Source organism: Pseudomonas sp. Pse1 (genome assembly GCF_024519635.1).
In the GTDB taxonomy this organism is placed as follows: Bacteria; Pseudomonadota; Gammaproteobacteria; order Pseudomonadales; family Pseudomonadaceae; genus Aquipseudomonas.
This window is the reverse complement of the sequence record NZ_JALJRO010000012.1, coordinates 105,848-132,437: the sequence shown is the minus strand read 5'-3', so window position 1 is coordinate 132,437 and position 26,590 is coordinate 105,848. Positions and strand designations below refer to the sequence as shown.

Annotated in this window: 31 protein-coding genes; 10 read left to right on the top strand and 21 right to left on the bottom strand. The window is 61.7% G+C overall.

Going from position 1 to position 26,590, the window contains the following annotated elements:
- Window positions 1–37: 37 nt before the first annotated feature.
- Genes rsmD through NR126_RS18555 form a run of 3 tightly spaced genes read right to left on the bottom strand, consistent with a single transcriptional unit; the run spans window position 38 to window position 3,481 of the window.
- Complete coding sequence (gene rsmD / locus NR126_RS18565) at window positions 38–643, bottom strand: 16S rRNA (guanine(966)-N(2))-methyltransferase RsmD (protein WP_027616987.1); 606 nt, start codon at window positions 641–643, stop codon at window positions 38–40.
- Entirely contained in the window at window positions 643–2,133 is a 1,491-nt protein-coding gene (locus NR126_RS18560) for a pitrilysin family protein (protein ID WP_105753698.1), read from the bottom strand. Before NR126_RS18560 ends, rsmD begins: the two co-directional genes overlap by 1 nt.
- Window positions 2,126–3,481 carry a pitrilysin family protein gene (locus tag NR126_RS18555; RefSeq protein ID WP_256830814.1) on the bottom strand — a complete coding sequence of 452 codons (1,356 nt, stop codon included), beginning with the start codon at window positions 3,479–3,481 and terminating at the stop codon, window positions 2,126–2,128. Before NR126_RS18555 ends, NR126_RS18560 begins: the two co-directional genes overlap by 8 nt.
- Window positions 3,482–3,826: 345 nt before the next feature.
- Between NR126_RS18555 and ftsY the strand changes: the two genes are divergently transcribed.
- The 4 genes from ftsY to rpoH all read left to right on the top strand — a co-directional run bounded on the left by ftsY (window position 3,827) and on the right by rpoH (window position 8,019).
- Complete coding sequence (ftsY, locus tag NR126_RS18550; RefSeq protein ID WP_256830813.1) at window positions 3,827–5,362, top strand: signal recognition particle-docking protein FtsY; 1,536 nt, start codon at window positions 3,827–3,829, stop codon at window positions 5,360–5,362.
- On the top strand, window positions 5,359–6,030 hold the full coding sequence (gene ftsE, locus NR126_RS18545; protein WP_027616991.1) for a cell division ATP-binding protein FtsE: 672 nt from the start codon (window positions 5,359–5,361) through the stop codon (window positions 6,028–6,030). Before ftsY ends, ftsE begins: the two co-directional genes overlap by 4 nt.
- Window positions 6,027–7,049: a permease-like cell division protein FtsX gene (gene ftsX, locus NR126_RS18540; protein ID WP_027616992.1), complete on the top strand. Its 1,023-nt coding sequence runs from the start codon at window positions 6,027–6,029 to the stop codon at window positions 7,047–7,049. The genes ftsE and ftsX overlap by 4 nt, the downstream gene beginning before the upstream one ends.
- 115 nt (window positions 7,050–7,164) lie before the next feature.
- Complete coding sequence (rpoH, locus tag NR126_RS18535) at window positions 7,165–8,019, top strand: RNA polymerase sigma factor RpoH (RefSeq protein ID WP_027616993.1); 855 nt, start codon at window positions 7,165–7,167, stop codon at window positions 8,017–8,019.
- Window positions 8,020–8,110: 91 nt separating this feature from the next.
- On the opposite strand, the gene mtgA is transcribed toward rpoH, so the two are convergent.
- Window positions 8,111–8,833, bottom strand: a complete 723-nt coding sequence (gene mtgA / locus NR126_RS18530) for a monofunctional biosynthetic peptidoglycan transglycosylase (RefSeq protein ID WP_105753701.1) — start codon at window positions 8,831–8,833, stop codon at window positions 8,111–8,113.
- Window positions 8,834–8,907: 74 nt separating this feature from the next.
- Here mtgA and NR126_RS18525 point away from each other — a divergent pair, with 74 nt between their 5' ends.
- From NR126_RS18525 to trmB, 4 genes are all read left to right on the top strand, one after another.
- Entirely contained in the window at window positions 8,908–9,288 is a 381-nt protein-coding gene (locus tag NR126_RS18525; protein WP_256830812.1) for a DUF423 domain-containing protein, read from the top strand.
- A gap of 71 nt (window positions 9,289–9,359) precedes the next feature.
- Window positions 9,360–9,560, top strand: coding sequence for a sulfur carrier protein ThiS (gene thiS / locus NR126_RS18520; RefSeq protein WP_051550480.1), 201 nt, complete (start codon window positions 9,360–9,362; stop codon window positions 9,558–9,560).
- A gap of 67 nt (window positions 9,561–9,627) precedes the next feature.
- Window positions 9,628–10,422: a thiazole synthase gene (locus NR126_RS18515; protein WP_027616997.1), complete on the top strand. Its 795-nt coding sequence runs from the start codon at window positions 9,628–9,630 to the stop codon at window positions 10,420–10,422.
- A gap of 9 nt (window positions 10,423–10,431) precedes the next feature.
- A complete protein-coding gene (gene trmB / locus NR126_RS18510) occupies window positions 10,432–11,157 on the top strand; it encodes a tRNA (guanosine(46)-N7)-methyltransferase TrmB (protein ID WP_027616998.1) in 726 nt (241 codons plus the stop codon).
- Between the two features lie 69 nt (window positions 11,158–11,226).
- Here trmB and NR126_RS18505 read toward each other — a convergent pair whose 3' ends face one another.
- From NR126_RS18505 to NR126_RS18465, 9 genes are all read right to left on the bottom strand, one after another.
- Window positions 11,227–11,550 (bottom strand): DUF3392 domain-containing protein, encoded by a 324-nt coding sequence (locus NR126_RS18505; protein WP_027616999.1) that lies wholly within the window; start codon window positions 11,548–11,550, stop codon window positions 11,227–11,229.
- Window positions 11,551–11,572: 22 nt separating this feature from the next.
- Window positions 11,573–12,778, bottom strand: a complete 1,206-nt coding sequence (hemW, locus tag NR126_RS18500) for a radical SAM family heme chaperone HemW (protein ID WP_256830811.1) — start codon at window positions 12,776–12,778, stop codon at window positions 11,573–11,575.
- Window positions 12,775–13,371 carry an RdgB/HAM1 family non-canonical purine NTP pyrophosphatase gene (rdgB, locus tag NR126_RS18495; RefSeq protein ID WP_027617001.1) on the bottom strand — a complete coding sequence of 199 codons (597 nt, stop codon included), beginning with the start codon at window positions 13,369–13,371 and terminating at the stop codon, window positions 12,775–12,777. Before rdgB ends, hemW begins: the two co-directional genes overlap by 4 nt.
- Window positions 13,368–13,802 (bottom strand): DUF4426 domain-containing protein, encoded by a 435-nt coding sequence (locus NR126_RS18490; protein ID WP_105753702.1) that lies wholly within the window; start codon window positions 13,800–13,802, stop codon window positions 13,368–13,370. Before NR126_RS18490 ends, rdgB begins: the two co-directional genes overlap by 4 nt.
- A 24-nt stretch (window positions 13,803–13,826) precedes the next feature.
- The gene (gene metW, locus NR126_RS18485; RefSeq protein ID WP_027617003.1) at window positions 13,827–14,447 is read right to left on the bottom strand and encodes a methionine biosynthesis protein MetW; all 621 of its coding nucleotides are present in this window, start codon (window positions 14,445–14,447) and stop codon (window positions 13,827–13,829) included.
- A gap of 7 nt (window positions 14,448–14,454) precedes the next feature.
- Window positions 14,455–15,594 (bottom strand): homoserine O-acetyltransferase, encoded by a 1,140-nt coding sequence (locus NR126_RS18480; RefSeq protein WP_256830810.1) that lies wholly within the window; start codon window positions 15,592–15,594, stop codon window positions 14,455–14,457.
- A 184-nt stretch (window positions 15,595–15,778) separates the two neighbouring features.
- A complete protein-coding gene (locus NR126_RS18475) occupies window positions 15,779–16,369 on the bottom strand; it encodes a YggT family protein (protein WP_027617005.1) in 591 nt (196 codons plus the stop codon).
- A gap of 11 nt (window positions 16,370–16,380) precedes the next feature.
- Complete coding sequence (proC, locus tag NR126_RS18470; RefSeq protein WP_027617006.1) at window positions 16,381–17,199, bottom strand: pyrroline-5-carboxylate reductase; 819 nt, start codon at window positions 17,197–17,199, stop codon at window positions 16,381–16,383.
- Window positions 17,200–17,251: 52 nt separating this feature from the next.
- Window positions 17,252–17,944, bottom strand: a complete 693-nt coding sequence (locus NR126_RS18465; RefSeq protein WP_256830809.1) for a YggS family pyridoxal phosphate-dependent enzyme — start codon at window positions 17,942–17,944, stop codon at window positions 17,252–17,254.
- Between the two features lie 56 nt (window positions 17,945–18,000).
- Between NR126_RS18465 and NR126_RS18460 the strand changes: the two genes are divergently transcribed.
- Window positions 18,001–19,035 (top strand): type IV pilus twitching motility protein PilT, encoded by a 1,035-nt coding sequence (locus NR126_RS18460; protein ID WP_256830808.1) that lies wholly within the window; start codon window positions 18,001–18,003, stop codon window positions 19,033–19,035.
- A 43-nt stretch (window positions 19,036–19,078) separates the two neighbouring features.
- Here NR126_RS18460 and NR126_RS18455 read toward each other — a convergent pair whose 3' ends face one another.
- Entirely contained in the window at window positions 19,079–19,699 is a 621-nt protein-coding gene (locus NR126_RS18455) for a C40 family peptidase (protein WP_027617009.1), read from the bottom strand.
- Between the two features lie 251 nt (window positions 19,700–19,950).
- Here NR126_RS18455 and NR126_RS18450 point away from each other — a divergent pair, with 251 nt between their 5' ends.
- Window positions 19,951–20,382 carry a TM2 domain-containing protein gene (locus tag NR126_RS18450; protein WP_027617010.1) on the top strand — a complete coding sequence of 144 codons (432 nt, stop codon included), beginning with the start codon at window positions 19,951–19,953 and terminating at the stop codon, window positions 20,380–20,382.
- Between the two features lie 69 nt (window positions 20,383–20,451).
- Here NR126_RS18450 and NR126_RS18445 read toward each other — a convergent pair whose 3' ends face one another.
- The 7 genes from NR126_RS18445 to gshB all read right to left on the bottom strand — a co-directional run bounded on the left by NR126_RS18445 (window position 20,452) and on the right by gshB (window position 26,518).
- Window positions 20,452–21,723, bottom strand: a complete 1,272-nt coding sequence (locus NR126_RS18445) for a dihydroorotase (protein WP_256830807.1) — start codon at window positions 21,721–21,723, stop codon at window positions 20,452–20,454.
- Window positions 21,720–22,724: an aspartate carbamoyltransferase catalytic subunit gene (locus tag NR126_RS18440; RefSeq protein WP_027617012.1), complete on the bottom strand. Its 1,005-nt coding sequence runs from the start codon at window positions 22,722–22,724 to the stop codon at window positions 21,720–21,722. The genes NR126_RS18445 and NR126_RS18440 overlap by 4 nt, the downstream gene beginning before the upstream one ends.
- Before the next feature lie 27 nt (window positions 22,725–22,751).
- The gene (gene pyrR, locus NR126_RS18435; protein ID WP_027617013.1) at window positions 22,752–23,255 is read right to left on the bottom strand and encodes a bifunctional pyr operon transcriptional regulator/uracil phosphoribosyltransferase PyrR; all 504 of its coding nucleotides are present in this window, start codon (window positions 23,253–23,255) and stop codon (window positions 22,752–22,754) included.
- Window positions 23,256–23,345: 90 nt separating this feature from the next.
- Entirely contained in the window at window positions 23,346–23,783 is a 438-nt protein-coding gene (ruvX, locus tag NR126_RS18430; RefSeq protein ID WP_027617014.1) for a Holliday junction resolvase RuvX, read from the bottom strand.
- Window positions 23,783–24,355, bottom strand: a complete 573-nt coding sequence (locus NR126_RS18425; RefSeq protein WP_256830806.1) for a YqgE/AlgH family protein — start codon at window positions 24,353–24,355, stop codon at window positions 23,783–23,785. The genes ruvX and NR126_RS18425 overlap by 1 nt, the downstream gene beginning before the upstream one ends.
- Before the next feature lie 232 nt (window positions 24,356–24,587).
- On the bottom strand, window positions 24,588–25,487 hold the full coding sequence (locus tag NR126_RS18420) for an energy transducer TonB (RefSeq protein ID WP_027617016.1): 900 nt from the start codon (window positions 25,485–25,487) through the stop codon (window positions 24,588–24,590).
- Between the two features lie 77 nt (window positions 25,488–25,564).
- Window positions 25,565–26,518, bottom strand: coding sequence for a glutathione synthase (gene gshB / locus NR126_RS18415; protein WP_027617017.1), 954 nt, complete (start codon window positions 26,516–26,518; stop codon window positions 25,565–25,567).
- Between the last annotated feature and the right edge of the window lie 72 nt (window positions 26,519–26,590).

The window sequence follows — 26,590 nt, the reverse complement described above, 5'->3', positions numbered from 1 at the left end:
GGAACGGGCGATGCGCTTGCCCGTTCCTTCGGTGGCGTCAGACCAGGCGGTGCCACAGCGCGTAGTAGACCCGTCCGGATTTCTGTTCCCGGTGCAGGCGCCAGGTGCCCGGCAGGCCGAGAGTGGAAGGGGCGTTTTCGCTTTCGGTATAAATCCAGGCGTCATCCGCCAGCCACTGCCGTTCTTCCAGCAGCGTGCACACCGCTGGCAGCAGGTTCTGGTTGAACGGAGGGTCGAGAAACACCAGGTCGTAGGCGGTGGCCGGCTGGGTTTCCAGGTAGCGCAGCGCGTCGGCGGTCTGCACCTGGCCCACGGTGCAGCGCAGGGTCCCCAGATGCTCCTTCAGGCTGGATACTGCCAGGCTGCTGGCGTCCAGCGCCTGCCCCATGGCTGCGCCACGGGACAAGGCTTCGAGAAACAGCGCACCGCTACCGGCGAAGGGGTCGAGTATTTTCGCCCCAGGCACGTAGGGCGCGAGCCAGTTGAACAGGGTCTCGCGCACGCGGTCCGGCGTCGGGCGCAGGCCCGGGGCGTCGGGGAAGCTCAGGCGACGGCTGCGCCATTCGCCGCCGATGATGCGCAGCTGGTTCACGCCGTTATGTACGTTGTGAACCGGTTTTTTTGGATTCGATGAACGGGCCATTAATGCTCCGGAACCCCGAGCGGCTGCTCGGAAGGTTTGTCAGTAGGGGCCGGTAACGGCTGTTGCGGCACGGTAGGACCGACGGTGACGATCACCATCTTGTCCATGCTCAAGTGTTTGTTCATGGCTGCGGTGACTTGCTCGACCGTCAGACTCTGGGATTGCTGCATGAAGTCTTCGAGGTAGCTCAACGGCAGATTATAGAAGCCCATCGCACCCAACTGACCAACAATATCGGCGTTGCTGGCGGTGGACAGCGGGAAGCTGCCGGCCAGTTCGCGCTTGGCGTCGTCGAGCTCCTTCTGGGTCGGACCGGTCTTGAGGTAGTCAGCCAGCACGTCCTGCACCAGTTTCAGGGTGCCTTCGCTCATTTCGGCGCGAGTCTGCAGGTTGATCATGAACGGACCGCGCGCCTGCATCGGCGAGAAGCCCGAATAGACACCGTAGGTCAGACCGCGTTTTTCCCTGACTTCGCTCATCAGGCGGGTGCCGAAACCACCGCCGCCGAGAATCTGGTTGCCCAGGGACAGGGCGGCGTAATCCGGATCGTCGCGGTCGATGCCCAATTGCGCGAGCATCAGGTTGGTCTGTTTGGCAGGGAACTCGACGCGGCTGGTTCCGGGCTTGGGCTCGGCCGGCTGAGCGATCTTCGGCAGCGCCGGGCCCTTGGGCAGCGCGCTGGAGACCTGGGCGGCAATCGCCTCGGCTTCGCTGCGCGACAGGTCGCCGACCAGCGCGATCACCACGTTGCCGGCGGCATAGGCCTTGGCGTGGAAGGCCTTGAGCTGCGCCAGGGTGATCGGCGGGATGCTCAGGGGATTGCCATCGCTGGCGTGGGCGTAAGGGTGCTGGCCATAAAGGCGGCGCATCAGCTCCAGGCTCGCGACTTTCGCCGAGTTCTGTTTCTGGTACTCGAAGCCGGCCAGCACCTGGTTCTTGATCCGCGCCAGTGAGTCGGCAGGAAAGGTCGGGTGGCCGACCACTTCGGCAAACAGCTTGAGGGCCGGCTCACGTTTGTCCACGGCACTGAGGCTGCGCAGTGAAGCAACGGCCATGTCTTTGTAGGCACCATTGCCGAAGTCTGCACCCAGGCCTTCAAAGCCCTGGGCGATCTGGCTGACGTCCTTGCCAGCAACGCCTTCGTTGAGCATGGCGTTGGTCAGCATGGCCAGGCCCGGGGCATTGCCGTCCTGGCTGCTGCCGGCGGCGAAAATCAGGCGCAGGTCGAACATCGGCAGCTCAGGGGCGGCGACGAACAGCACTTTCGCACCCTCGGCGGTGTTCCAGGTCTGCACATCGAGTTTGCGCCGGCTCGGAGCCTTGCCGTCGAGTTCGGCCAGCGATTGCAGTTTCTGGCTCGACTGGGCTTTGTCGATGGCTTCGCTGGCGACGGTTTCAGCGCTGCGCGAGAAATAGAAAGCGGCGGAGCCCGCCAGTGCGACAGCGACCAGGCTGATCAGCAGCAGGCGCGGTGGTTTACGCTCACTCATGAGACGTCTCCTGTGGCAGTACATGGGCGACGCTGAGACGTTCGCGTGTGAAGTACAGCTTGGCGGCATTCTGGATGTCTTGCGGGGTCACGCTTTCCAGCTCGGCGAGTTCGCTGTCCATCAGTTTCCACGACAGGCCGACGGTTTCCAGCTGGCCGATGGCGGTGGCCTGGCTGGTGATCGAATCACGCTCGTAGACCAGGCCGGCGATCACCTGGGCGCGGACACGCTCCAGTTCCTCGGCTGACGGCGCGGTGGTTTTCAATTGCTCCAGCAGCCTCCACAGGCCAGCTTCGGCTTGGGCCATGGTTTTCTGCTTCTGGGTATTGGGTGTGGCCGACAGGGTGAACAGCGAGTCGCCACGGGTGTAGGCGTCGTAACTCGACGAGCCACCGGACACCAGTTCTTCGCCGCGTTCCAGCTGGGTCGGAATGCGTCCGCTGTAGCCGCCGTCAAGCAGCGCCGAGATCAGGCGCAAGGCGTTGACCGAGCGTTTGTCTTCGGTGGTGGCAATGCTCGGTACGTTAAAGGCCAGCATCAGGGCCGGGAGCTGGGTCTGCACTTTCAGGGTGATCTGCCGTTCACCCGGCTCGGCCAGTTCCAGCGGAATCTTCGCCGGAGGTACTGCGCGGCGGGCTATCGGGCCGAAGTAGCGCTGGGCCAGGGCCTTGACCTCGTCCGGGGTGACGTCGCCGACCACCACCAGGGTGGCATTGTTCGGCGCATACCAGGATTCGTACCACTGACGCAGTTCCTCGACCTTCATGCGGTCCAGGTCGGCCATCCAGCCGATGGTCGGCGTGTGGTAGCCGCTGGCCGGGTAGGCCATGGCCTTGAAGCGCTCGTAGGCTTTGGACATCGGCTTGTCGTCGGTGCGCAGGCGGCGTTCTTCCTTGATGACCTCGATCTCGCGGCTGAACTCGTCCGGTGGCAGGCGCAGGCTGGCCATGCGGTCGGCTTCCAGTTCGAAAGCGACACCCAGGCGATCACGGGCCAGTACCTGGTAGTAGGCGGTGAAGTCGTCGCTGGTGAAGGCGTTCTCTTCGGCACCGAGATCGCGCAGGATCAACGACGCTTCGCCGGGACCGACCTTCTCGCTGCCCTTGAACATCATGTGTTCCAGGGCGTGGGACAAACCGGTCTGGCCCGGGGTTTCGTAGCTGGAGCCGACCTTGTACCAAACCTGCGACACCACCACTGGCGCCCGATGATCCTCGCGCACGACGACCTTGAGGCCGTTGTCGAGGGTGAATTCATGGGTCGGTTGCGGGTCGGCAGCCATGGCTGCGAGGGGTAGGCAAACTGTGCTGAGCAGCAGGCCAGCGGCGCGGCGGGCTAGAGCATTCATTGGTTTTTTAACCTGTTGAGCTGCCCGCTTGGTCTTAGCGTCGGCGGGCGAGGAGGTGCTAGGATACTGATCCGTTTTACTGGCGGCCACGCCTATCAGGCCTTTGATCGCCTGACAGGTTGTATGGGTTTCCGGAAGAAGCTTTGAGTTTATTAGCTAAACTCTGCGTTTTCGCCGACGATGCCGTTCCAGTCCTTAGTGTTAGTCGACCTTTTGAGATGCCCGCGAGCATCTCGACAAATTATTGCGCGTGAACAAGCTGTGTGAATCGCAGTCTGTTCTGCATCGAATATTCAATTGCCGGGGCGCCATTGGCGCGCCGCTACTGTGAGATAGCCGTCCTCCATGTTTGGTTCCAACGACGACAAGAAGAACCCAGCTGCGGCTGGCGAGAAAAAAAGCCTGTTCGGATGGCTGCGTAAAAAACCGCAGCAAGCCGTCGTCGAACAGCCACAACCAGAACCCGAGATAGCCCCGCAGCCTTTAGTAGAAGCCGCGCCGGTGGTCGAGACGACTGCGCCGGTGGTGCTGCCCATCGCTGAGCCGGTTCTGCAGCCTGCAGTCGAGCCAGCGCCGGTACCTGCACCAAGCCCCGAGCCGTGGTTGACCCTGCCGGTGCCTGAAGAACCGGTGGCCCTGGTCGAAGATGAGCAGGCGCCGCACATCACGCCGCCGATTCCCGCGCCGACAGTGGTCCAGCAAGCCGTGGAACTGTTGGTGGCCGAGCCAAAGCCGGTCGCCGCAGTTGAAGTCGCGGAAACCGAAGAGCCCGATCTGCCGCAGCCGGTCATTGCCGCTTTCGTCGCCCCACCGGCTGTTTCGCAGCCGACGTCGGCTGCCGCCGCTCCCGCACCAGTTGCACCTGGCCCCGTTGCTTCAGCGCCAGTTGCTCCAGCACCTGTTGTGGCCGAGCCGGTAGTCGCCGATCCGGTGCGCAGCGAAGAAGCCAAGACCGGTTTCTTCGCCCGCCTCAAGCAAGGCCTGTCGAAGACCAGCGCCAGCATCGGCGGAGGCATGGCCAGCCTGTTTCTGGGCAAGAAAATCATTGATGACGAGTTGCTCGAAGACATCGAAACCCGCCTGCTGACTGCTGACGTCGGGGTTGAAGCGACTTCGGTGATCATCCAGCGCCTGACCCAGAAGGTCGCCCGCAAGGAGTTGGCTGACGCCGACGCCCTGTACAAATCCCTGCAGGCTGAATTGGCGGCGATGCTCAAACCGGTCGAGCAGCCGTTGAAAATCAACGCGCAGAACAAGCCGTTCGTGATCCTGGTGGTAGGCGTCAACGGCGCTGGCAAGACCACCACCATCGGCAAGCTGGCGAAGAAGCTGCAGCTCGAAGGCAAGAAAGTCATGCTCGCGGCGGGTGATACCTTCCGTGCGGCGGCTGTCGAGCAACTGCAGGTCTGGGGCGAGCGGAACAACATTGCGGTGATCGCCCAGCACACCGGTGCCGACTCGGCGTCGGTGATCTTCGACGCCGTGCAGGCGGCCAAGGCACGGAATATCGACGTGCTGATCGCTGATACCGCCGGTCGCCTGCACACCAAAGACAACCTGATGGAAGAATTGAAGAAGGTTCGCCGGGTGATCGGCAAGCTCGATGCCGAAGCACCGCACGAAGTGTTGCTGGTGCTCGATGCCGGTACCGGGCAGAACGCGATCAACCAGGCCAAGCAATTCAATCAGACGGTAGCGCTGACCGGCCTGGCCCTGACCAAGCTCGACGGCACCGCCAAGGGTGGGGTGATTTTTGCCCTGGCCAAGCAGTTCGGCCTGCCGATTCGCTACATCGGTGTCGGTGAAGGCATCGATGACTTGCGCACCTTTGAAGCAGAACCCTTTGTCCAGGCATTGTTTGCCGAGCGGGAGCGTGCATGATTCGTTTCGAACAGGTCGGCAAGCGTTATCCGAATGGTCACGTCGGCTTGCATGAGCTGAGCTTTCGAGTCCGCCGCGGCGAGTTCCTGTTTGTCACCGGCCATTCCGGTGCTGGTAAAAGCACCCTGCTGCGTCTGTTGCTGGCGATGGAGCGTCCGACCACTGGCAAATTGCTCCTGGCCGGGCAGGACCTGGCGACCATCAGCAACGCCCAGATCCCGTTCCTGCGCCGGCAGATCGGGGTGGTGTTCCAGAATCACCAGTTGCTGTTTGACCGCACAGTGTTCAACAACGTCGCCTTGCCGCTGCAGATCCTCGGCCTGTCCAAGGTCGAGATCGCCAAGCGCGTGGATTCGGCCCTGGATCGGGTCGCGCTGTCGGACAAGAGCGACCTGTACCCCGGCGACCTATCCACCGGCCAGCAACAGCGTGTGGGCATCGCCCGCGCCATCGTCCACCGTCCGGCCCTGCTGTTGGCGGACGAGCCCACCGGTAACCTCGACCCGCGCTTGGCGGCAGAGATCATGGGGGTTTTCGAAGACATCAACCGCTTGGGTACCAGCGTGCTGATTGCCAGTCACGACCTGGCGCTGATCGCGCGCATGCGCCATCGCATGTTGACCCTGCAGCGCGGCCGATTGATTGGCGACGGGGAGGCCGGAGCATGAGTGCGACACGCAGTCCAAAGGTTTCCGAGCGCGTAGCCCCCAAGGCTGCCGATCCGCAACCGCAGAAGAAAAAACACGACGAAGATGATGGTCCGGATTTCGGCACCCTGTTGCGGGCCTGGATCGAAAGCCACCGCGCCAGCCTGCTCGACAGCCTGCGCCGGCTTGGCAAGCAGCCGATCGGCAGTTTCTTTACCTGCCTGGTCATGGCCGTGGCCCTGAGCTTGCCGATGGGGCTGTCACTTCTGCTAAGTAACGTCGAACGCCTGGGCGGCTCCTGGCAGCGTGCAGCGCAGATTTCCCTGTACCTGCAACTGGATGCCAGCGCCGGTGAAGGCGAGCAACTGCGCGAACAGATCAAGGCGCTGCCCGGGGTGGCGGATGCCGAGTACATCAGCCGCGATCAGGCGCTGGAAGAGTTCCAGCAGCAGTCGGGCCTGGGTGAGGCGCTCAAGGAGTTGCCGGAAAACCCGCTGCCGGGCGTCGTTCTGGTGACCCCGAAAGAAGTCGACAAGGCGACCCTCGAGGCCTTGCGCCAAAGACTTGCCGAGATGCCGAAGGTGCAGCAGGCGCAACTGGACCTGGTTTGGGTCGAGCGACTGGCGGCGATTCTCAAGCTGGGCGACCGGTTTGTCTTCGGTCTGACGGTGTTGCTGGTTTCTGCATTACTTTTGGTGATAGGCAATACCATTCGTCTTCATATTGAAAACCGCCGCACAGAGATAGAAGTGATTAAACTCGTCGGCGGCACAGACAGCTATGTGCGTAGGCCCTTTCTCTATATGGGCGCGCTTTATGGCTTCGGTGCGGGGATTTTTTCCTGGGGCGTCCTGGCGTTCGGCCTGAACTGGCTGAATGACGCGGTGGTCGGCCTTGCCGGCTTGTACGGCAGTAACTTCTCGCTGGCCGGCGTGCCGGTAGCCGATGGTCTGTCGCTCTTGCTAGGCGCGGTGTTGTTGGGTTATATCGGTGCGTGGATTGCGGTGGCACGCCATTTGAGAGAGCTTGCACCGAAGTAAATCGTATTTTTTGCTTGTATGTCCTTTCAGCGTGTAGGGGAACTTGTTCTTCGGTTTCCGGTCAATTTTCGCAGTGCTGAACTGCACGAGTTATGTGAGTCGGAGGTTTTTTCGTATGACCACTTCTTTGCAACCTGCTTATGCCCTGGTTCCTGGTGCAAACCTGGAAGCCTATGTGCACACGGTGAACAGCATTCCACTGCTGACGCCAGAGCAGGAGCGTGAACTGGCCGAGAGTCTCTACTATGAGCAGGATCTTGAGGCGGCTCGGCAGATGGTGCTCGCCCACCTGCGTTTTGTTGTACATATCGCCCGTAGCTACAGTGGCTACGGCCTGGCCCAGGCTGACCTGATCCAGGAAGGCAACGTCGGCCTGATGAAAGCGGTGAAACGCTTCAATCCGGAAATGGGTGTGCGCCTGGTGTCTTTTGCCGTGCACTGGATCAAGGCGGAAATCCACGAATTCATCCTGCGCAACTGGCGTATTGTGAAAGTCGCGACCACCAAGGCCCAGCGCAAGCTGTTCTTCAACCTGCGCAGCCAGAAAAAACGCTTGGCGTGGCTGAACAACGAAGAAGTCCATCGTGTGGCTGAAAGCCTCGGCGTAGAGCCGCGGGAAGTCCGCGAGATGGAAAGCCGCCTGACCGGCCACGACATGGCCTTTGACCCGGCCGCCGAAGCGGACGACGACAGTGCCTTCCAGTCTCCAGCCAACTACCTGGAAGATCACCGCTACGACCCGGCCCGCCAGCTGGAAGACGCTGACTGGAGCGACAACTCCACCAGCAACCTGCACGAGGCGCTGGACGTCCTGGACGAGCGCAGCCGCGACATCCTCTACCAGCGTTGGCTGGCAGAAGAAAAAGCCACGCTGCACGACCTGGCGCAGAAGTACAACGTCTCGGCCGAGCGGATTCGTCAGCTTGAGAAGAGCGCGATGAACAAGCTGAAACTGTCGATTGCGGCGTAAGCTGAAAGCCGGCAACAAAAAAAGCCCCGACTCGCAAGAGCCGGGGCTTTTTTGTGGATCTTCTCCCACCCTGTGGAAGCGGGAACGGGGTTTATTCCGCCCAAGGCGCCCGACGCGAGTCATTCAGGCCAATCAGGTAGCTATCTCCGCCCAACTGGCGCATTTGTTGGCGAATCCAGCCGGCACGGCGTTGCACGTAGGCGGTCGGATGGCTGGCGCTCCACACCCGTGGATTGGGCAGTACCGCCGCCAGCAGGCTGGCCTGTTGGGGACTGAGATTTTTCGCGCTGACGCCGAAATGGTGGCGGGCGGCGGCTTCGGCGCCGAACACGCCGTCATCCCACTCAACGCTGTTGAGATACACCTCGAGAATCCGCTGCTTCGGCCAGAGCACCTCGATCAGCCCGGTGAACCAGGCTTCCAGGCCTTTGCGCAGCCAACTGCGGCCGGACCACAGGAACAGATTCTTCGACACCTGCTGACTCAAGGTGCTGGCGCCGCGTACCGAGCCGCCCAATTCGTTATGGGCCAGGGCTGCGCGGATCGCGCCGATGTCGAAGCCCCAATGCTCAGGGAATTTCTGATCTTCGCCGGCAATCACCGCGACTTTCAGGTCATCGGAGATGTCCTCCCACGGCGTCCAGTCGCGTTGCAGGTCGATGGGCTCGCCGTCGATCCAGGATTCGATCTTGCGTTCGACCATCAGTGTCGTGCCCGGTGGCGGGACGAAGCGAAAAATCAGCACCAACACCACGCTGCCAGCCGCGAACCAGAGCAGGGCCTTGGTGAAACGTCGAAAAAATATACGCAGCATAGAGATGGCTTGGCCGAACCCGTCGAGCGGGCCATTATACAGACCCTGTTGATCGAGTCTGACTGGAGTTCTTCATGCTGCGTGGCTTTCTGATGCTGGCTGCTTTCTTCGGTTTCACCGGCGTTGCCCTGGGAGCCTTCGCCGCCCATGGCTTGAAGAGCCGCCTGACCCCTGAGTACCTGGCCATTTTCCACACCGGCGTCACCTATCAGTTAGTGCATGCGCTGGCATTGTTTGGCGTCGCGCTGCTGGCCACTCAGATGCAGGGTCGGTTGGTGGCCTGGGCCGGTATTTCGTTCAGCATCGGTATCCTGCTGTTCTCCGGCAGCCTGTACCTGCTGACCACCACCGGCATCGGCAAGCTTGGCATCATCACCCCGTTCGGTGGCCTGGCTTTCCTGATTGGCTGGCTGTGCCTGGGACTCGCCGCCTGGCGCCTGCAGGCGACCGCCTGACGCTTGTTACTGACCTTTAGGTCATGATCGGGCTAGAATGCTGGCCCCTAAAAATGATGGCGGCATTCGGCATGCGCATTCAGTTGAACGGCGAATCCCTTGAACTGCCCGACGGCGAGACCGTTGCGGGCCTACTGGTCCGTCTGGACCTGACCGGACGCCGTGTCGCGGTCGAGCGCAATCTGGACATCGTCCCGCGTAGCCAGCATGCAGACACCACCCTCACCGAAGGCGATTCGGTAGAAGTGGTGCACGCCATCGGCGGCGGCTGATCGTCCATCGCGACAGCCGCGCCCTACACGCATTGTGCAAGAACCTCACCCCCACAGAGGATTTCCGATGAGCAACGTTCGCAGCGACAAGCCCTTCGTCCTGGCCGGTCGTACGTACCAGTCGCGTTTGCTGGTAGGTACCGGCAAGTACCGTGACATGCAAGAAACCCGTTCGGCCATCGAAGCCTCGGGTGCCGAGATCGTCACCTTCGCCGTGCGCCGCACCAACCTCGGGCAGATCGAGGGCGAGCCGAACTTGCTCGAAGTGCTGTCGCCGGATCGCTACACCTTCCTGCCGAACACCGCCGGTTGCTACGACGCGATCGAGGCCGTGCGCACCTGCCGCCTGGCCCGTGAGCTGCTCGACGGCCATAACCTGGTGAAGCTGGAAGTGCTGGCGGACCAGAAAACCCTGTTCCCCAACGTGATCGAAACCCTCAAGGCCGCCGAAACCCTGGTCAAGGAAGGCTTCGACGTGATGGTCTACACCAGCGACGATCCGATTATCGCCCGGCAACTGGCGGAAATCGGCTGCATCGCGGTCATGCCACTGGCCGGCCTGATCGGCTCGGGCCTGGGTATCTGCAACCCGTACAACCTGCAGATCATCCTTGAAGAGGCGAAGATCCCGGTGTTGGTGGATGCGGGTGTGGGCACGGCTTCCGATGCCACCATCGCCATGGAACTGGGCTGCGACGCGGTGCTGATGAACTCGGCCCTCGCCCATGCACAGCAACCGATCATGATGGCCGAAGCCATGAAACACGCGATTGTTGCCGGTCGCCTGGCGTACCTGGCCGGACGCATGCCGAAAAAACTCTATGCCAGCGCCTCCTCGCCGCTGGATGGTCTGATCAAGTAAGAGCCATTGATGACTGAATCGAACGACACGCCTATCCAGACGGAAGAAGGCGAAGAGCGCCAACACCGCCGCATCAAGAGTTTCGTGATGCGCGCCGGGCGCATGACCGAAGGCCAGCAAAAGGGCCTGGAGCAGGGCACCCCGCTGTTCGTCCTGCCACTGGCCGACGCGCCGGTAGACTTCGACCAGGTGTTTGGCCGCTCGGCGCCACGCTCGCTGGAAATCGGTTTCGGCATGGGCCATTCGTTGCTGGAAATGGCCGCGGCTGCGCCTGAGCAGGACTTCATCGGTGTCGAAGTGCACCGTCCGGGTGTCGGTGCGCTGCTCAATGGCGTGCTGACCCAGGGCCTGACCAACCTGCGCGTCTACGATTGCGATGCGATCGAGGTGCTCAATCGTTGCGTGGCCGACAACAGCCTGGATCGCCTGATGCTGTTTTTCCCGGATCCGTGGCACAAGAGCCGCCACCACAAGCGCCGCATTGTTCAGGCCTCGTTCGCCGAGCTGGTGCGCAGCAAGTTGAAGGTCGGCGGTGTGCTGCACATGGCCACCGACTGGGAGCCGTACGCCGAGTACATGCTGGAAGTCATGAACGTCGCCCCGGGTTATCGCAACCTGGCTGAAGACGGCAAGTGCGTGCCGCGCCCGGCCGAACGCCCGATCACCAAGTTCGAACGCCGTGGTGAGCGGCTTGGGCATGGGGTGTGGGATTTGAAGTTCGAAAAACAGTCTTAAGCTGAGCACTGCAAAAACTGTGGGAGCGAGCCTGCTCGCTCCCACATTTGATTTAGCGCATGGTCGAGATCACCGCCGATCCGCCACCACCCCAATCAACACCAGCACCACCAACAACACCGGCGCCAGGCTGTAGTTGTTGAACTGGCTCAGGCCCTTGACGATCCACGGGGTGGCGTAGAGCAGGGCGGCGCCGCTGCCGATCACGCACAGCAACGACATCATCGGCACGCGCAAGGCTCCGGCGATGTTGCCCAAGCGCTGTTCGATCCAGCCTTTAAAGTCCGCGCCAAACAGCACCAGCAAACAACCCACCAGCGCCAAAGAGATTTCCGACAGGTTGCTGCGACTCCAGCGCGAGACAGTGGCGAGCAGGTCGAGTACCAAATCCATTCGTTTTCCCTTAGGTCTGAGATCAGATCAGAAAATTCTGCAGCAGGTCATTGAGGAACAGCTGTCCGCGCTCGGTAGCCGCCAGACGTGATGGTTCGACCCGCAACAAGCCACTTTGTTCGGCGTCGCGACGGCCTTCGGCAAGGCTGTCCAGGGGCATGCCGGTGCGCTCCGGGTACAGCCTGGCCTCGACCCCGTCCGTCAGACGCAGGGCGTTCATCAAAAACTCGAACGGCATTTCCTCGTCACCCAGGGCCTTTTCGCCAGCCTTGAAGCTTTTCGCCGGGTTCAGGTAGTCCTTGGGCAGGCGGGTCTTCCAGGTGCGCAGGATGCGTCCGTCCGGGTGACTGAGCTTGCCATGGGCGCCGGCGCCAATGCCGATAAAGTCGCCAAAACTCCAGTAATTGAGGTTATGCCGCGCTGCCCGGCCGGGCTGGGCGTAGGCCGAGACTTCGTATTGGGCGTAACCGTGTTCGGCCAACAGCGCTTGCCCGGCTTCCTGAATGTCCCAGAGTGTGTCGTCTTCCGGCAGGATTGGCGGCTGGTTCCAGAACACCGTGTTGGGTTCCAGGGTCAGTTGATACCAGGACAAATGAGTCGGCTTCAGCGCGATAGCTTGGCGCAGGTCGTCCAGGGCGTCTTCCAGGGACTGATCAGGCAGGCCGTGCATCAGGTCCAGATTGAAGTTGTCGAACCCGGCCTGGCGCGCCATACCGGCGGCGCGGATGGCCTCGTCGCCATTGTGGATGCGTCCCAGGGCCTTGAGCTTTTCCTGCTGGAAGCTCTGGATGCCGATCGACAAACGATTGATTCCCAAGGCGCGGTAAGCGACGAACTTCTCTTGCTCGAAAGTGCCCGGATTGGCTTCCAGGGTGATTTCGATGTCGCTGGCGAACGGGATGCGCTGTTCCACGCCCTTGAGCAGGCGACCCAGTGCGGGGGCGCTGAACAGGCTGGGGGTGCCACCGCCGAAGAAGATCGAGCTTAGCTCCCGGCCGTACACCGCGTGCAGGTCCTGGTCGAGGTCAGCAAGCAGGGCGTCGACATACTCCTCCTCCGGCAGCTCTGGACTGGCGGTGTGGGAGTTGAAGTCGCAATACGGGCATTTGCGTACGCACCACGGGATGTGGATGTACAGCGCCAGGGGCGGCAGCGATGGCAACGAGCCCCGGGACGAAGGTGCGGCGCCACCGAAAATCAGCGACGACGCGGGAGAGTCGTGGGTCATTTCAGGCCCAGACGCTGGCGCAGCAGAACCATTGCGCGGGCGCGGTGGCTGATCTGGTTCTTGTCGGCCGGACTCAGTTCGGCGCTCGAGCAGTTACGCTCCGGTACCCAGAACAGCGGATCGTAGCCAAAGCCGTGCTCGCCGCTGGCCTGGGTCAGCATGCGGCCGTGCCACAGGCCTTCGCAGAGAATCGGCAGCGGGTCGTCAGCGTGTCGTACCAGTGCCAGCACGCAGACGAACTGGGCGCCACGCTCGGCCTCCGGGACGTCCTTGAGCACGTCGAGCAGCTTGGCGTTGTTCGCCGCATCGCCCTGGCCATCGGCATAACGTGCCGAGTAGATGCCCGGGGCGCCGCCAAGGAAGTCCACCGCCAGACCCGAGTCGTCGGCTAACGCCGGCAAACCGGAGATGCGCGCGGCATTGCGCGCCTTGAGGATGGCGTTCTCGACGAACGACAGGCCGGTTTCTTCAGGCTCGACCTGGCTGAACTCGCCGATCGAGCGCAGTTGCACCGAGTCGCCGAGCATGGCCTGGAGTTCCTTGAGTTTGCCGGCGTTATGGCTGGCCAATACGAGTTGCGGGAAATTGATCATTCGCCGGGAAAGAGCTCTTGGTTGAAATTGATGGTGTTGATCGCGTCACCGGTCTGCACCTTGATCTCGAAGGTGCGGGTCTCCTGCTGTTCAACCGGATATTGGGCAATGTAGTAGATCGCCCCTTGCTCAGTGATCTGCTTGAAGTTCAGCGGTACGCTTTTGCTGGTCAGGTCCTTGACGCTGCCGCTGACATTGGCGACCTGTGGCTTGCCGGCCTTGAGCACCGAGACGTTGATCACGCCCTGGTTCTTGCTTCGGATCAGCTCGGCCGCCTTGGCAATATCCGGCTGGATGTACGTCGAATTAAAGGTGTTGTAGTGCACCGTGACGTCGCCGAAGGTTTCCTGGCGTTCGCCCTTGATCACATCGGCGGCCATGGCACCGATGCTCAGGCAGGCCGTTAAGACAAACAGCGCAAGACGACTCATGATCGTTCTCCTCGAATAACAGGGTTAAACCGCTACCTGGTGATCCTGAAGGCCAGGACTGCTGACCCGGTAGATGCCAATCTCACCTAATAGATTAGGCCATAGCTTGCTGGCCCACCCGTGGCGGTGTTGTTGATCGACAGCAAGTCTATCGATGACCTTGGCTTGCCGTTCGCTGCATAGCGCTTCGAAATCCTCGAAGGTGCAGAAGTGAATGTTCGGCGTGTTGTACCAGGTGTAGGGCAGGAACTCCGACACCGGCATCCGGCCCTTGCTGGCCAAGTACCAGCGGCAGCGCCAGTGACCGAAGTTGGGGAAGGTGATGATGCACTGGCGCCCGACCCGCAGCATTTCGTCGAGGATCTTGTCAGGGTAATGCACGGCCTGCAGGGCCTGGGTCATGACCACGATGTCGAAGCTGTTGCTGGCAAAGTTGCCCAGGCCCTTGTCCAGGTCCTGCTCGATGACGTTGATGCCCTTGGCCACGCACTCGGCGATGTTGTCCGGGTCATTCTCCAGGCCGTAGCCGGTGACTTGCTTGTGGTCGCGCAGCCAGGTCAGCAGCTCGCCATCGCCGCAACCGAGGTCGAGCACGCGGCTGCCGGCGGGGATCCATTCCTGGATGATTTCCAGATCAGCTCTCATGGCTTTCTCACACCGTAATCCGCTTCATGTAATTGCTGAACGCCTGCAGGTAGCGCGGGATCGGAATCAGGAAGGCGTCGTGGCCTTGCGGAGCGTCGATCTCGAGGTAGCACACGTCTTTTTGAGCCGCCATAAGCGCGTCCACCAGCTCGCGCGAACGCGCCGGGGAGAAGCGCCAGTCAGTGGTGAACGACATCACGCAGAACTTGGCCTTGGCGCCGGCAAAGGTTTTCGCCAGGTTATCGTCGAAGTTCGCCGCTGGATCGAAGTAATCCAGTGCCTTGGTCATCAGCAGGTAAGTGTTGGCGTCGAAACGCCCGGAGAACTCCTCGCCCTGATAACGCAGGTAGCTCTCGACCTGGAACTCGACGCTGTGGAAGTCGTAGTTGAGCTTTTCGCTCTTGAGGCCACGGCCGAATTTCTCACCCATCGAATCGTCCGACAGGTAAGTGATGTGTCCGACCATGCGCGCCAGCATCAGGCCACGCTTGGGAATGACCCCAGCCTCCTGGAACGAGCCGCCATGGAACTCCGGATCGGTCAGGATCGCCTGGCGTGCCACTTCGTTGAAGGCGATGTTCTGCGCCGACAGCTTGGGAGCCGAGGCAATGGCCAGACAATGGCGGATGCGATCCGGGTAGGTGATGCTCCATTGCATGGCCTGCATGCCGCCAAGGCTGCCACCGATCACCGCGGCCCACTGCTGGATGCCGAGGCGCTCGGCCAGGCGCGCCTGACTGTGGACCCAGTCTTCGACGGTCAATACCGGGAACTCGGCGCCAAACGGCTTGCCGGTCTCCGGGTTGATGCTGATGGGGCCGGTCGAACCATTGCAGCCGCCGAGGTTGTTCAGGCTGACCACGAAGAAGCGATTGGTATCGATCGGCTTGCCGGGGCCGATGCAGCTGTCCCACCAACCCGGTTTGCGATCGTCGGGGCTGTGGTAACCGGCCGCGTGGTGGTGACCGGACAGGGCGTGGCAGATCAGCACGGCGTTGCTCGCCGTGGCGTTCAGCGTGCCGTAGGTTTCGTAGATCAGGTCATAGGCTGACAGGGAGCGGCCGCAGGCAAGGGCCAGGGGCTCGCTGAAGTGCGCCACTTGGGGCGTCACCAGACCAACAGAATCGGCGGGAAAGGCAGTTGGCATCGACCCTGCTCTCGTTGAAATGAGGCGTAAGTCTAAAGACCGCTGTGGCTAGCGGCAAGCGAAGGGCGGAGGGGATTTTGTGCAGTTGGATTGGGGGTGCCGCCTTCGCGAGCAGGCTCGCTCCTACAAGTACGATATATACCTGTAGGAGCGAGCCTGCTCGCGAGAGGGCAGACGCGGTCTATCAGATCAACAGACGCAGGATCTCCGGCATCATGGTCATCGCCGCAAGGTTGTTGATCACCAGCATGTCGATCAACTTCAGCACCATGAACGCCAGGATCGGCGAAATATCCAGGCCGCCGAGGTTCGGCAGGATCTTGCGGAACGGCGCCAGGGCTGGCTCGCAGATCTGATTGACCAATTCCGCGCCCGGGTTGTGGCTGCCCGGTGCGACCCACGACAGGATCACGCTGATGATCAGGGCGTAGAAGAAGATGTTCAGGAACAGCGCCGTGACTCCGATGATCGACCAGATCAGCAGTTGCAGCGGGTTACCGGTAGTGCCGTAGGTCAGCAGCAGGGTCAGGGCCATCAACGCCAACTGCACCAGGATCGCCAGTACCAGCGACGACAGGTCGAGGCCGAATAGGCTCGGGATGACCCGGCGCAGTGGCTTGAGCAGCGGCTGGGTGGCCTTGACCGCGAATTGGCACAGCGGGTTGTAGAAATTCGCCCGCACCAGTTGCAGGACGAAGCGCAGCAGGACGATCAGCAGGTAGAGGCTGCCAAGGGTTTGCAGCACATAGACCGCTGCAGTGTTCAATCCAATCATGTATGGCTCCTTTATTGACCCAATTGCTCAGCCATCTCGGCCGAGCGGTGTGCGGCGGCACCCAGTGCTTTTTCCACCAGGGCTTCGAAGCCGTCGGCCTGGAAGGACTTGATCGCCGCTTCAGTAGTGCCGGCAGGCGAGGTGACACGGCGGCGCAGTTCGGCGGCGTCGACGTCGCTGGCAACGGCCATGTGTGCCGCACCGAGGGCAGTTTGCAGGGTCAGTTGCGCTGCGGTTTCACGCGGCAGGCCGAGCTTTTCTCCGGCTGCGGTCATGGCTTCGATCAGCAGGAAGAAGTACGCCGGACCACTGCCGGAAACGGCGGTGACGGCATCCAGTTGCTGTTCTTCGTCGAGCCAAAGGGCGATGCCCACAGCTGACAGCAGTTCCTCGGCCTGCTGGCGTTGCTCGGCGCTGACCTGGGCGGTGGCGTACAGGCCGCTCACACCCTGACGCAGCAGTGCCGGGGTGTTGGGCATGCAGCGCACGATGGGTTGCGCGCCCAGCCAGTTGTTCATGCTGGCGCAGGTGATGCCAGCGGCAATCGAAACCACCAATTGGCCCGGCTGCAGGTGCGGGCGAATCGCCTCGCAGACCACTTTCATCGCCTGCGGCTTGACCGCCAGGACCACCACATCGGCGCCCTGGATGGCGTCGGCGTTATCGGCGAACACTTCAATGCCGTGCTCGGCGCTGACTCGTGCACGGGTCTCGGCGCCTGGGTCACTGGCGCGGATCTGCGCGGCTTCAAGGCCCTTGGCCCGCAGGCCGCCGATCAGGCTGGCAGCCATGTTCCCGGCACCGATAAAGGCAATACGCGTCTTGCTCATGTCAGGTCCTTATTAAGTAGATATCAGCCAGGGTTGATGGCTGGCCATGTATTTAGGGGTAGTTGCGGGCACCGAACAGGGCCGTACCGATACGTACCCAGGTCGCGCCCTGGGCAATGGCCGACTCGAGGTCGTGGCTCATGCCCATGGACAGTGTGTCGAGCGGCAGCTTGAGGCTGGCCTGCAGGCTCTGGTTCAGCTCGCGCACGGCGGCAAACGCAGCGTCCTGTTCGGCGCGATCGTCGGTGGGCTCGGGGATCGCCATCAAGCCGCGCAACACCAGGCGCGGCAGGGCGTTGATGGCGCTGGCCAGGGCCGGCAGGTCGGCGGGGGTGCAGCCGGACTTGCTGGCCTCGCCACTGACGTTGACCTGGATGCAGATGTTCAGCGGCGGCAGATCGGCAGGGCGTTGTTCGGACAGGCGCTGAGCGATTTTCAAGCGATCCACGGAGTGCACCCAAGCGAAGTGCTCGGCGATAGCACGCGTCTTGTTCGATTGAATGGGGCCGATGAAGTGCCAACTCAAGGGCAGATCGGTCAACTCGAGCTGCTTGCCGAGGGCTTCCTGCAGGTAGTTCTCGCCGAAATCCCGAACCCCGGCAGCAAAGGCTTCACGCACGGCCTCGGCTGGTTTGGTCTTGCTCACGGCGAGCAGTTGGACACTGTCTGCGGCGCGCTGGCTGGCCTGTTCGGCCGCACGGATGCGCGCGGCTACCTGTGAGATGTTGTCTGCTATCGTGGACATTCAAGGGACGCCGGCAGTCTGAGGTTCGCGGCATTCTACTGGAATTGAGGGGTGCGATGGATATCACTGAGCTACTGGCCTTCAGCGTCAAACAAGGCGCTTCGGACTTGCACCTGTCCACCGGCTTGCCACCGATGATCCGGGTCGACGGTGACGTGCGACGGATCAACCTTCCGGCGCAGGACGCCAGCCAGGTCAATGCGTTTATCCACCGCGTCATGAACGATCAGCAGCGGACGCAGTTCGCCCAGGCCCTGGAACTGGATTTTTCCTTCGAGACAGCAGGTATTGCCCGTTTTCGGGTCAATGCCTTCCAACAGCATCGTGGGCCAGGTGCGGTATTTCGCACCGTCGCCAGCAAAGTGCCGAGCCTGGCGGACTTGGGTCTGGCGGATGTGTTTCGGCGTATTGCCGAGACTTCGCGGGGCTTGGTGCTGGTGACCGGGCCGACCGGTTGCGGCAAGTCGACGACCCTGGCGGCGATGGTCGATCACCTCAACAGTCACCGGCACCAGCACATCCTGACCATTGAGGACCCCATCGAGTTTATCCACGAGCCGCGCAAATGCCTGATCAATCAGCGTGAAGTGCAGCGCGACACCCACAGCTTCGCCACGGCGCTGCGCTCGGCCCTGCGTGAAGACCCGGATGTGATTCTGGTGGGGGAGTTGCGTGACCTGGAGAGCATTCGCCTGGCAATGACTGCGGCCGAGACCGGGCATCTGGTATTTGCCACCTTGCATACGGGGTCGGCAGCGAAAACCGTTGACCGGATCGTGGACGTCTTCCCCGGCGATGAGAAAGCCATGGCCCGCTCAATGCTCGCCGAGTCATTGCAGGCGGTGGTATCCCAGGTGCTGGTGAAAAAGGTCGGCGGCGGTCGGGTCGCGACGCACGAGATCATGCTGGGCACGCCGGCGATCCGTAATTTGATTCGCGAGGACAAGGTGGCGCAGATATATTCGTCGATCCAGACCGGCGGGGCGCTGGGCATGCAGACTCTGGACATGAGCCTGAAGTCGTTGCTCGGCAAAGGCTTGATCAGCCGTGAGCATGCGCGCGAACACGCGCGTTCGATGGAGGGATTCTGAAGGAGCGCGAGGGAGCAGGCTCCCTCGGTACGGCGGTGTCAGCTCAGCGCTGAACGATGCGCATGGTGTTCGGTTCTTTCGGCAGGACACGCTTGGCGACGACGTAGTTTTTTTCCCAGTACGGCTTTTTCAGGGTGTCGATGGTCACCGACTTGCCACGCCGTGGGGCGTGGATGAAACGGTCGTTACCCAGGTAGATGGCAACGTGATTCACCCGGCGGCTCTTGATGTTGAAGAAAATCAGGTCGCCGGGCTTGAGGTCCTTGCGATCGACTTTCACGCCGTGGCCCGCGGCCATGGCGTTGGAGGTGCGCGGCAGATCAACGGCGGCAACGTCGTTGAAGGCGTATTTCACCAGGCCGCTGCAATCAAAGCCTTTACTTGGGCTGCTGCCACCCCAACGATAAGGGGTGCCGAGCACATTCACCGCACGGCTCAGGACTTCGCTGCTCTGCTTGGCGGCCATCGGTGGTACCAGCGAGCTGTTGTTCTTGCTCAGTACCGGGGTTTTTACGGCATGTTTGTTTTTGCTGGTAGCGGCAGAAACATGAGATTTAGGGGTGTAACCATTAACGTTCGGAAGACGTTGCTCACGATTGGTGGCGTGGGCGGCCAGTGGCAATAAAAGGCAAATGGTTAGCCATGTCTTGAAAAATGGACGCATTAGGCAGGGCTCTATATGGGGAAGCGCGCAACTTTATAACAGCTTTTTTGTCCTTTTCGGGGCCGTTGGTCGATTCCGGCAAGGATGAAAAAGCCCTCGGGCTGCGGCAAATTGGCTCGATTGTCAGACAGAAGTCAGGCGGTACGGGGCTTTGCGGGAAGTGTCGGACGATTGAACCACTTGTCGGCACGACACAAAAAAGTCACACAAGTCACAAAAATATTTATCTATCGAGGCAAATGAGGGAACCCATGAACACCTATCGGCAGGATGTTTCACCCCAGGACACTCACAGCAAGGTGATTGGCTACCTGCTGTGGATTTTCGGATTTACCGGTGCCCACCGCTTCTATTACGGCAAACCGGTGACCGGGACGATCTGGTTTTTTACCTTCGGCTTGCTGGGCATTGGCTGGTTGATCGACCTGTTCCTGATCCCGGCCATGGACCGGGAGGCGGACCTGCGTTTTACCGCTGGGCCAATTGAATACAACGTGGCCTGGATTCTGCTGACATTCCTCGGAGTGTTCGGCCTGCACCGGATGTACCAGGGCAAATGGATCAGCGGCTTGCTGTACCTGGTGACCGGCGGGCTGTTCTTCCTGGGTGTGCTGTATGACTTCTGGACATTGAATGACCAGGTTTCGGTGCGTAATGCGCAGAAACGGGGTGCCTTTCAGTAAATGGCAGTCAGGTTCATTTGTAGGAGCTGGCTCCCGCTTGCGGCAAGCCAGCTCCTGCAGGTAACAGCTTTACGCCTGGTGACTGATCCGCCCATCCACCAGGGTGTAGCGCACCACGCCCGGCAGGCTGTGGCCGAGGAATGGGCAGTTTTCACCCTTCGACAGCCAGTTCTCACCGACCACGGTTGAGGCATTCGGGTCGAACACCACCAGGTCGGCCGGGGCGCCCACTGCCAGTTTGCCCGCTGGCAGGCGCAGGGCGTCAGCAGGACCAGCGCCGAGGCGTGCAAGCAGGGTCGGCAGATCGAGCAGGCCGTCTTCCACCAGGGTCATCGCCAGCGGCAGCAGCAGTTCAACGCTGCTGATGCCCGGTTCGGTGGCGCCGAACGGTGCCAGCTTGGCGTCACGCTCGTGGGGCTGGTGATGGCTGGAGATCGCCTGGATCACCCCGGATTTCACCGCAGCGCGCAGGCCTTCGCGGTCGGCGCGGGTGCGCAGCGGCGGCTGCACGTGGTACAGGCTGCTGAAGTCGATCAGCGCCTCGTCGGTGAGAATCAACTGATACAGCGCGACATCGGCGGTCACCTTCAGGCCCTTGGCCTGGGCCTGGGCGATCAGTGCGGCGCCACGGGCGCTGGTCAGTTGGCTGAAGTGTGCACGCACGCCGGTTTGTTCGACCAGCAGCAGATCCCGGGCCAGGGCCACGGTTTCCGCAGTTTCCGGAATCCCCGGCAAGCCGAGGAAGCTGGCGGTCGGGCCTTCGTGGGCCAGGCCACCTTCGGCCAGGTCGTGATCCTGGGAGTTGAAGATCACCGTCAGGTCGAAGGTCGCCGCGTAGTCCAGTGCCCGGCACAGGGTGCGGCTGTTGCGGAAGCTCTCCAGGCCATTGCCGAAGGCCACGCAGCCGGCATCGCGCAGCGCAACCAGTTCGGCCAGTTGTTCGCCTTCCAGGCCTTTGCTCAGGGCACCAATCGGGAACACCTTGGCATTGCCGGCTTCGCGGGCACGGTCGAGAATCAGTTCGGCAACGGCTGAGGTGTCCAGTACCGGTTTGGTGCGCGGCGGGCAGCACAGGCTGGTGACACCGCCAGCGGCGGCGGCACGGGTTTCGCTGGCGATACTGCCTTTGCGGCTGTAGCCCGGCTCACGCAGGGCGACGTTGAGGTCGACTAGGCCGGGGGCGACCACCAGGCCCTGGGCCTCGATGGTCTGGGTGGCGACGAAACCGGTCGGTGCGGCGCCCAGGGCGACGATCTTGCAGGCTTCGATGTGGAGGTCGGTGGTTTGATCCAGGCCACTGCTTGGATCGATGACGCGGGCGCCGAGGATGCTGAGCTTCACTGCGCGTTCTCCTGCTCGAATTGGCGCTGGGCGGTCTGCCCACTCATGGCCATGGACAGCACAGCCATACGAATGGCGATCCCGTAGGTCACCTGATTGAGAATCACCGAATGCGGACCGTCGGCCACTGCCGATTCGATCTCCACGCCCCGGTTGATTGGTCCCGGGTGCATGACGATGGCATCCGGCTTGGCACCCGCGAGGCGCGCGGTGGTCAGGCCGAACAGGCGGTAGAACTCGCCTTCGCTCGGCAGCAGGCCACCGGTCATGCGTTCACGCTGCAGGCGCAGCATGATCACCACGTCGACGTCTTTCAGGCCTTCGGTCATGTCGGTGTAGACCTTCACGCCGTATTGCTCGATGCCGATCGGCAGCAGGGTTTTCGGCGCGATGACGCGGATGTCCGGGCAGCCGAGGGTTTTCAGCGCGAGCATGTTCGAGCGTGCTACCCGTGAATGCAGGATATCGCCGACGATGGCCACCGAGAGGTTCTCGAAGCTGCCTTTGTGGCGGCGGATGGTCAGCATGTCGAGCATGCCCTGGGTCGGGTGCGCGTGACGGCCGTCGCCGCCGTTGATAATCGCCACCTGCGGGCAGACATGCTCGGCGATGAAGTGCGCGGCGCCGGAGTCGCCGTGGCGCACGACGAACATGTCGGCGGCCATGGCTTCAAGGTTGCGCAGGGTATCGAGCAGGGTTTCGCCCTTGCTCGCCGACGACGTCGAGACGTTGAGGGTGATCACGTCCGCCGACAGCCGCTGGGCCGCCAGTTCAAAGGTGGTGCGGGTGCGGGTCGAGTTCTCGAAGAACACATTGCACACGGTCTTGCCGCGCAGCAACGGGACTTTTTTAACGGCCCGGGCACCGACTTCGAGGAACGAGTCGGCAGTGTCGAGGATTTCCGTCAGCAACTCGCGGCGCAGGCCGTCGAGGGAGAGGAAGTGGCGCAGCTGGCCCTGATCATTGAGCTGCAGCGGGCGCTTGGTATCTGGAGGCGTCATCGCGAAGGGGACTCTCAATAGGGCGGATTAAAGGGCGAGGTCTTGCAGTTCGAGCTTGAGTTCAGGGCCGGACAGCTTGACCCGCTCATGTGCGGCCAGGGCCAGGGTCGCGCCCACCACGTTGGGGCGGATCGGCAGTTCGCCAGCGTCGAGGTCAAGCAGGCAGACCAGGGTCACGCTGGCCGGGCGGCCATAGTCGAAGAGTTCGTTCATCGCGGCACGGATGGTTCGACCGCTCATCAGCACGTCGTCGATCAGCACCAGGTGCTGACCTTCGATCTCGAACGGCAGGGCCGAAGGGCGAACTTGCGGGTGCAGGCCATTCTGGCTGAAATCATCGCGGTAGAAGGACACGTCCAGGGTGCCGAGTGGCGCATCACTGCCCAGCTCATCGAGCAGGGCTTGAGCGACCCAGACGCCACCGGTGCGGATGCCGATATAGCGGGGTTCGCTGATATCACGCTGGGCCAGGTGCGCCTTGAGGCGGATCGCCATCTGGCTGATCAGATCGGCGGGATTGGGCAGGCTCATGGTTGCTCCTTCGATTTACCCCGGCGGCCCTCCCGACGCAGCAGGAGGGATGCCTGGGTTTAAGCTAAAAGAAAAGCGCCGCGGCGCTTTTCAGGATTCAAACAAATGATGATTTTCGTCGAGCCAGCCCTGCAGTAGCAGTGCGGCGGCAATGGCGTCCACCGGGTTATCGCGGTAACTGCCTTTTTGACCGCCGCGCTGCAGCCGTTCGCCCTTGGCCTCGAACGTGGTCAGGCGCTCGTCATGGGTATAGAACGGCAGGTTGAAACGACCATTAAGGCGGCGGGCGAATTTCTCGGCCCGAGCGCACATCTCGCTCGGCGTGCCGTCCATGTTCAATGGCAGGCCGACCACAACGGCGTCGGGTTTCCATTCCTTGATCAGGGCTTCGACCTGATTCCAGTCGGGAACCCCGTTCTGCGCCTTCAAGGTGCACAGCTCGCGAGCCTGGCCGGTGATCACCTGGCCTACGGCGACGCCGATCTGTTTGGTGCCGTAATCGAAACCCAGGATCAGACGCATGGCCATCAGGCGTGTCCCGCCTGGCTGGTCAGCAGGCTAAGGTTGATGCCCAGGTGCCGAGCCGCCGCCTCCAGGCGCAGTTCGCTGCTGGTGTTGAACAGGATATCGGTGTTGTAGGGGCAGGTCAGCCAGGCATTGTCGGTCAGTTCAGCCTCCAGTTGCCCGGCTTCCCAGCCGGCGTAGCCGAGGGCGATCAGGCTTTTTGCCGGGCCGACGCCGTCGGCGATGGCAAAAAGCACATCCTGGGACGTGGACAGCGACAGGTCGCTTTCCAGATCGACGGTCGCCTGGAAGGTCTGGCCCGAGGGATGCAGGACAAAACCACGATCGTTTTGCACCGGCCCGCCGATGAAGATCGGCACGTGCTGGCACAGGGCAGGTGGTTCGATGTCTGGGCGCAATTGCTCGAGAATATCCGCCAGACTCAGGTCCTGCGGGCGGTTGACCACCAGCCCCATGGCACCATTGGCCGTGTGCTCGACGATATAGGTCAAGGTGTGCGCAAAGTTCGGGTCGGCCATGTGGGGCATGGCAATCAGGAAGTGATGCTTGAGGTAGCTGGGGATGACGTTTTTCATGTGCGCTAGTGTGGCGGTGGAGGGACAAACTGACAAGCTGGGGATGCGCTGAGAATGATCCGATTCGCCTGTAGGAGCGAGCACTTGTTTGCGGCTTGCACCCTGAACTGTAGGAGCGGGCTTGCCCGCGAATGCGTTTTGCCAGGCGCTAGATGGATGGGGGCTGATGGCCCCTAAGCTGCGGTGCGACGATTCGACAAGCCAGCTCCTACAGGGGGTAGGGAACCCGATGTCAATTACTGGACAGTCGATCGCCCCGGGCAAATTTCCAGGTGCGGATGATTTCCAGGCGGTCGATATCCGACAGGTCACCGGTAAAAGGTGCAAAGGGCGCAGCCAGGCGCACGATGCGCTGGGCGGCCTGGTCGAGTAATGGCTGGCCGGAAGACTCCAGCACCAGCACTTCATACAGCGAGCCATCGCGATTGATCGAGACCATCAGGCGCAAGTTACCGTAGATCTGCTTGCGGCGTGCTTCGTCCGGGTAGTTCAGGTTGCCGATCCGCTCGACCTTCTTGCGCCACTCATCCTTGTACCAGGCGCCCTTGTCACGCATGGTCGAAGCGGCACTCAGGCGGTGGATGCGCGGGCGCTTGGCGTACAGCTGCTGTTCCTTGGCCAGCTCGGCTTCGAGGCTGGCGATGTCGCTGGACAGCTGCGAGCTATCGAAAGTCGGCGTCGCGGCCTTCGGCGTAGGTGGCGCCTTGGTTTCTTCCTTCCTGGTCACGGCCTTTTTCGGTGCCGGGGCGACGGTGGTCACTGCCGCTTTCGGCGCAGCTTGCGGCACTGGCGGTTGGGCTGCGGGCGGTGGCGTGACTTTTTTCACCTCATTGTCCTGGAACGGCGCAATTTCGGTGGTCTTGGGCACTGCCTTTTTATCCAGGGTGCCGCTGCCTTGCTGGTTTTCCTGGGCGAGAAAATCGGCCTTTTTCGGCTTGGTTTCGCTCTTGAAGGTGGCGAGGGTGATTTCCAGGGTTTTGCTGATCTGTTTGGGTTCGGCAAAGGTAAAGCCCAGGCCGAGGATCAGCGCCAGGTGAATCAGCGCCGCGAGAAACAAGGTAAAACCGAGGCGATCGGCCGGGCGCACGCCGCGATGGGCGAGTTCAGGGGGCAGATCGGACGGAAGGGTCATGACAAGGAAACCAACATCGCGTTTTTCACAAGCCGCGCATGATAACGCAATGTTGGTCTCGCCTAGCGGGTTCTATATCAACGGGCTTTGAGCTTCTGATCGATGGCCGCCATCAACATTTCACCGATATTGGTGCCAAACGCATTGTCGATTTCACGAATGCAGGTCGGGCTGGTGACGTTGATTTCGGTCAGGTGCTCGCCAATCACGTCGAGGCCGACGAACAACAAGCCTTTTTCCCGCAGCGTCGGGCCGACCTGGGCGGCGATCCAGCGGTCCTTGTCGCTCAGTGGTCGGGCTTCGCCGCGACCGCCTGCGGCCAGGTTGCCACGGGTTTCACCCTGCGCCGGGATGCGTGCCAGACAGTAGTCGACCGGCTCGCCGTCGATCATCAGGATGCGCTTGTCACCGTCCTTGATCGCTGGCAGGTAGGCCTGGCCCATGATCTGCTGGTTGCCGAGCGCGGTCAGGGTTTCGAGGATCACCGACAGGTTCGGGTCGCCGGCGCGATGACGGAATATCGAGGTGCCGCCCATGCCGTCCAGCGGCTTGAGAATCACGTCGCCGTGTTTGGCGGCGAATTCGCGCAGCACGTCGGCGCGGCGGCTGACCACGGTCGGTGGTGTGCATTGCGGAAACAGCGTGGCGAACAGCTTTTCATTGCAGTCACGCAGGCTTTGCGGCTTGTTGACCACCAGCACGCCAGCGCGCTCAGCCTGTTCGAGCAGGTAGGTGGAGTAGACGAACTCCATATCGAATGGCGGATCCTTGCGCATCAGGATCACGTCCAGGTCACTCAGCAGCGCGTCGCTTTCCTCGCCCAGCTCGAACCATTTCTGCGGGTCGGCAAACACTTTCAGTGGACGCATGCGCGCCCGGGCTTCGCCTTCGCCCTGGTACAAATCGTGCTGTTCCATATAGAACAGCTCCCAGCCACGTGCCTGGGCGGCCAGCAGCATGGCCAGCGAGCTATCCTTTTTATAGGAAATGCTGGCGATAGGGTCCATGACAATCCCGACGCGAACGCTCATGGGTTTTTCCTCGAAATGGTGGTAGCGCCTTTTCAGGGACAGAAAGGGCGTTGAAAAGTGGCGTCAGAGTGG

Coding starts and splice junctions, on each gene's coding strand:
- NR126_RS18505 (WP_027616999.1), bottom strand. CDS start 11,550: ATGGATTTGGTACTCGACCTGCTCGCCACTGTCTCGCGCTGGAGTCGC.
- ftsY (WP_256830813.1), top strand. CDS start 3,827: ATGTTTGGTTCCAACGACGACAAGAAGAACCCAGCTGCGGCTGGCGAG.
- NR126_RS18525 (WP_256830812.1), top strand. CDS start 8,908: ATGCTGCGTGGCTTTCTGATGCTGGCTGCTTTCTTCGGTTTCACCGGC.
- hemW (WP_256830811.1), bottom strand. CDS start 12,778: ATGACCCACGACTCTCCCGCGTCGTCGCTGATTTTCGGTGGCGCCGCA.
- rpoH (WP_027616993.1), top strand. CDS start 7,165: ATGACCACTTCTTTGCAACCTGCTTATGCCCTGGTTCCTGGTGCAAAC.
- ftsE (WP_027616991.1), top strand. CDS start 5,359: ATGATTCGTTTCGAACAGGTCGGCAAGCGTTATCCGAATGGTCACGTC.
- trmB (WP_027616998.1), top strand. CDS start 10,432: ATGACTGAATCGAACGACACGCCTATCCAGACGGAAGAAGGCGAAGAG.
- NR126_RS18475 (WP_027617005.1), bottom strand. CDS start 16,369: ATGATTGGATTGAACACTGCAGCGGTCTATGTGCTGCAAACCCTTGGC.
- NR126_RS18420 (WP_027617016.1), bottom strand. CDS start 25,487: ATGACCCTTCCGTCCGATCTGCCCCCTGAACTCGCCCATCGCGGCGTG.
- NR126_RS18425 (WP_256830806.1), bottom strand. CDS start 24,355: ATGAAAAACGTCATCCCCAGCTACCTCAAGCATCACTTCCTGATTGCC.
- NR126_RS18555 (WP_256830814.1), bottom strand. CDS start 3,481: ATGAATGCTCTAGCCCGCCGCGCCGCTGGCCTGCTGCTCAGCACAGTT.
- NR126_RS18450 (WP_027617010.1), top strand. CDS start 19,951: ATGAACACCTATCGGCAGGATGTTTCACCCCAGGACACTCACAGCAAG.
- mtgA (WP_105753701.1), bottom strand. CDS start 8,833: ATGCTGCGTATATTTTTTCGACGTTTCACCAAGGCCCTGCTCTGGTTC.
- rsmD (WP_027616987.1), bottom strand. CDS start 643: ATGGCCCGTTCATCGAATCCAAAAAAACCGGTTCACAACGTACATAAC.
- ruvX (WP_027617014.1), bottom strand. CDS start 23,783: ATGGCCATGCGTCTGATCCTGGGTTTCGATTACGGCACCAAACAGATC.
- NR126_RS18515 (WP_027616997.1), top strand. CDS start 9,628: ATGAGCAACGTTCGCAGCGACAAGCCCTTCGTCCTGGCCGGTCGTACG.
- rdgB (WP_027617001.1), bottom strand. CDS start 13,371: ATGATCAATTTCCCGCAACTCGTATTGGCCAGCCATAACGCCGGCAAA.
- NR126_RS18455 (WP_027617009.1), bottom strand. CDS start 19,699: ATGCGTCCATTTTTCAAGACATGGCTAACCATTTGCCTTTTATTGCCA.
- NR126_RS18490 (WP_105753702.1), bottom strand. CDS start 13,802: ATGAGTCGTCTTGCGCTGTTTGTCTTAACGGCCTGCCTGAGCATCGGT.
- NR126_RS18465 (WP_256830809.1), bottom strand. CDS start 17,944: ATGTCCACGATAGCAGACAACATCTCACAGGTAGCCGCGCGCATCCGT.
- NR126_RS18560 (WP_105753698.1), bottom strand. CDS start 2,133: ATGAGTGAGCGTAAACCACCGCGCCTGCTGCTGATCAGCCTGGTCGCT.
- pyrR (WP_027617013.1), bottom strand. CDS start 23,255: ATGAGCCTGCCCAATCCCGCCGATCTGATCAGCCAGATGGCGATCCGC.
- metW (WP_027617003.1), bottom strand. CDS start 14,447: ATGAGAGCTGATCTGGAAATCATCCAGGAATGGATCCCCGCCGGCAGC.
- gshB (WP_027617017.1), bottom strand. CDS start 26,518: ATGAGCGTTCGCGTCGGGATTGTCATGGACCCTATCGCCAGCATTTCC.
- proC (WP_027617006.1), bottom strand. CDS start 17,199: ATGAGCAAGACGCGTATTGCCTTTATCGGTGCCGGGAACATGGCTGCC.
- thiS (WP_051550480.1), top strand. CDS start 9,360: ATGCGCATTCAGTTGAACGGCGAATCCCTTGAACTGCCCGACGGCGAG.
- NR126_RS18440 (WP_027617012.1), bottom strand. CDS start 22,724: ATGACGCCTCCAGATACCAAGCGCCCGCTGCAGCTCAATGATCAGGGC.
- NR126_RS18460 (WP_256830808.1), top strand. CDS start 18,001: ATGGATATCACTGAGCTACTGGCCTTCAGCGTCAAACAAGGCGCTTCG.
- ftsX (WP_027616992.1), top strand. CDS start 6,027: ATGAGTGCGACACGCAGTCCAAAGGTTTCCGAGCGCGTAGCCCCCAAG.
- NR126_RS18480 (WP_256830810.1), bottom strand. CDS start 15,594: ATGCCAACTGCCTTTCCCGCCGATTCTGTTGGTCTGGTGACGCCCCAA.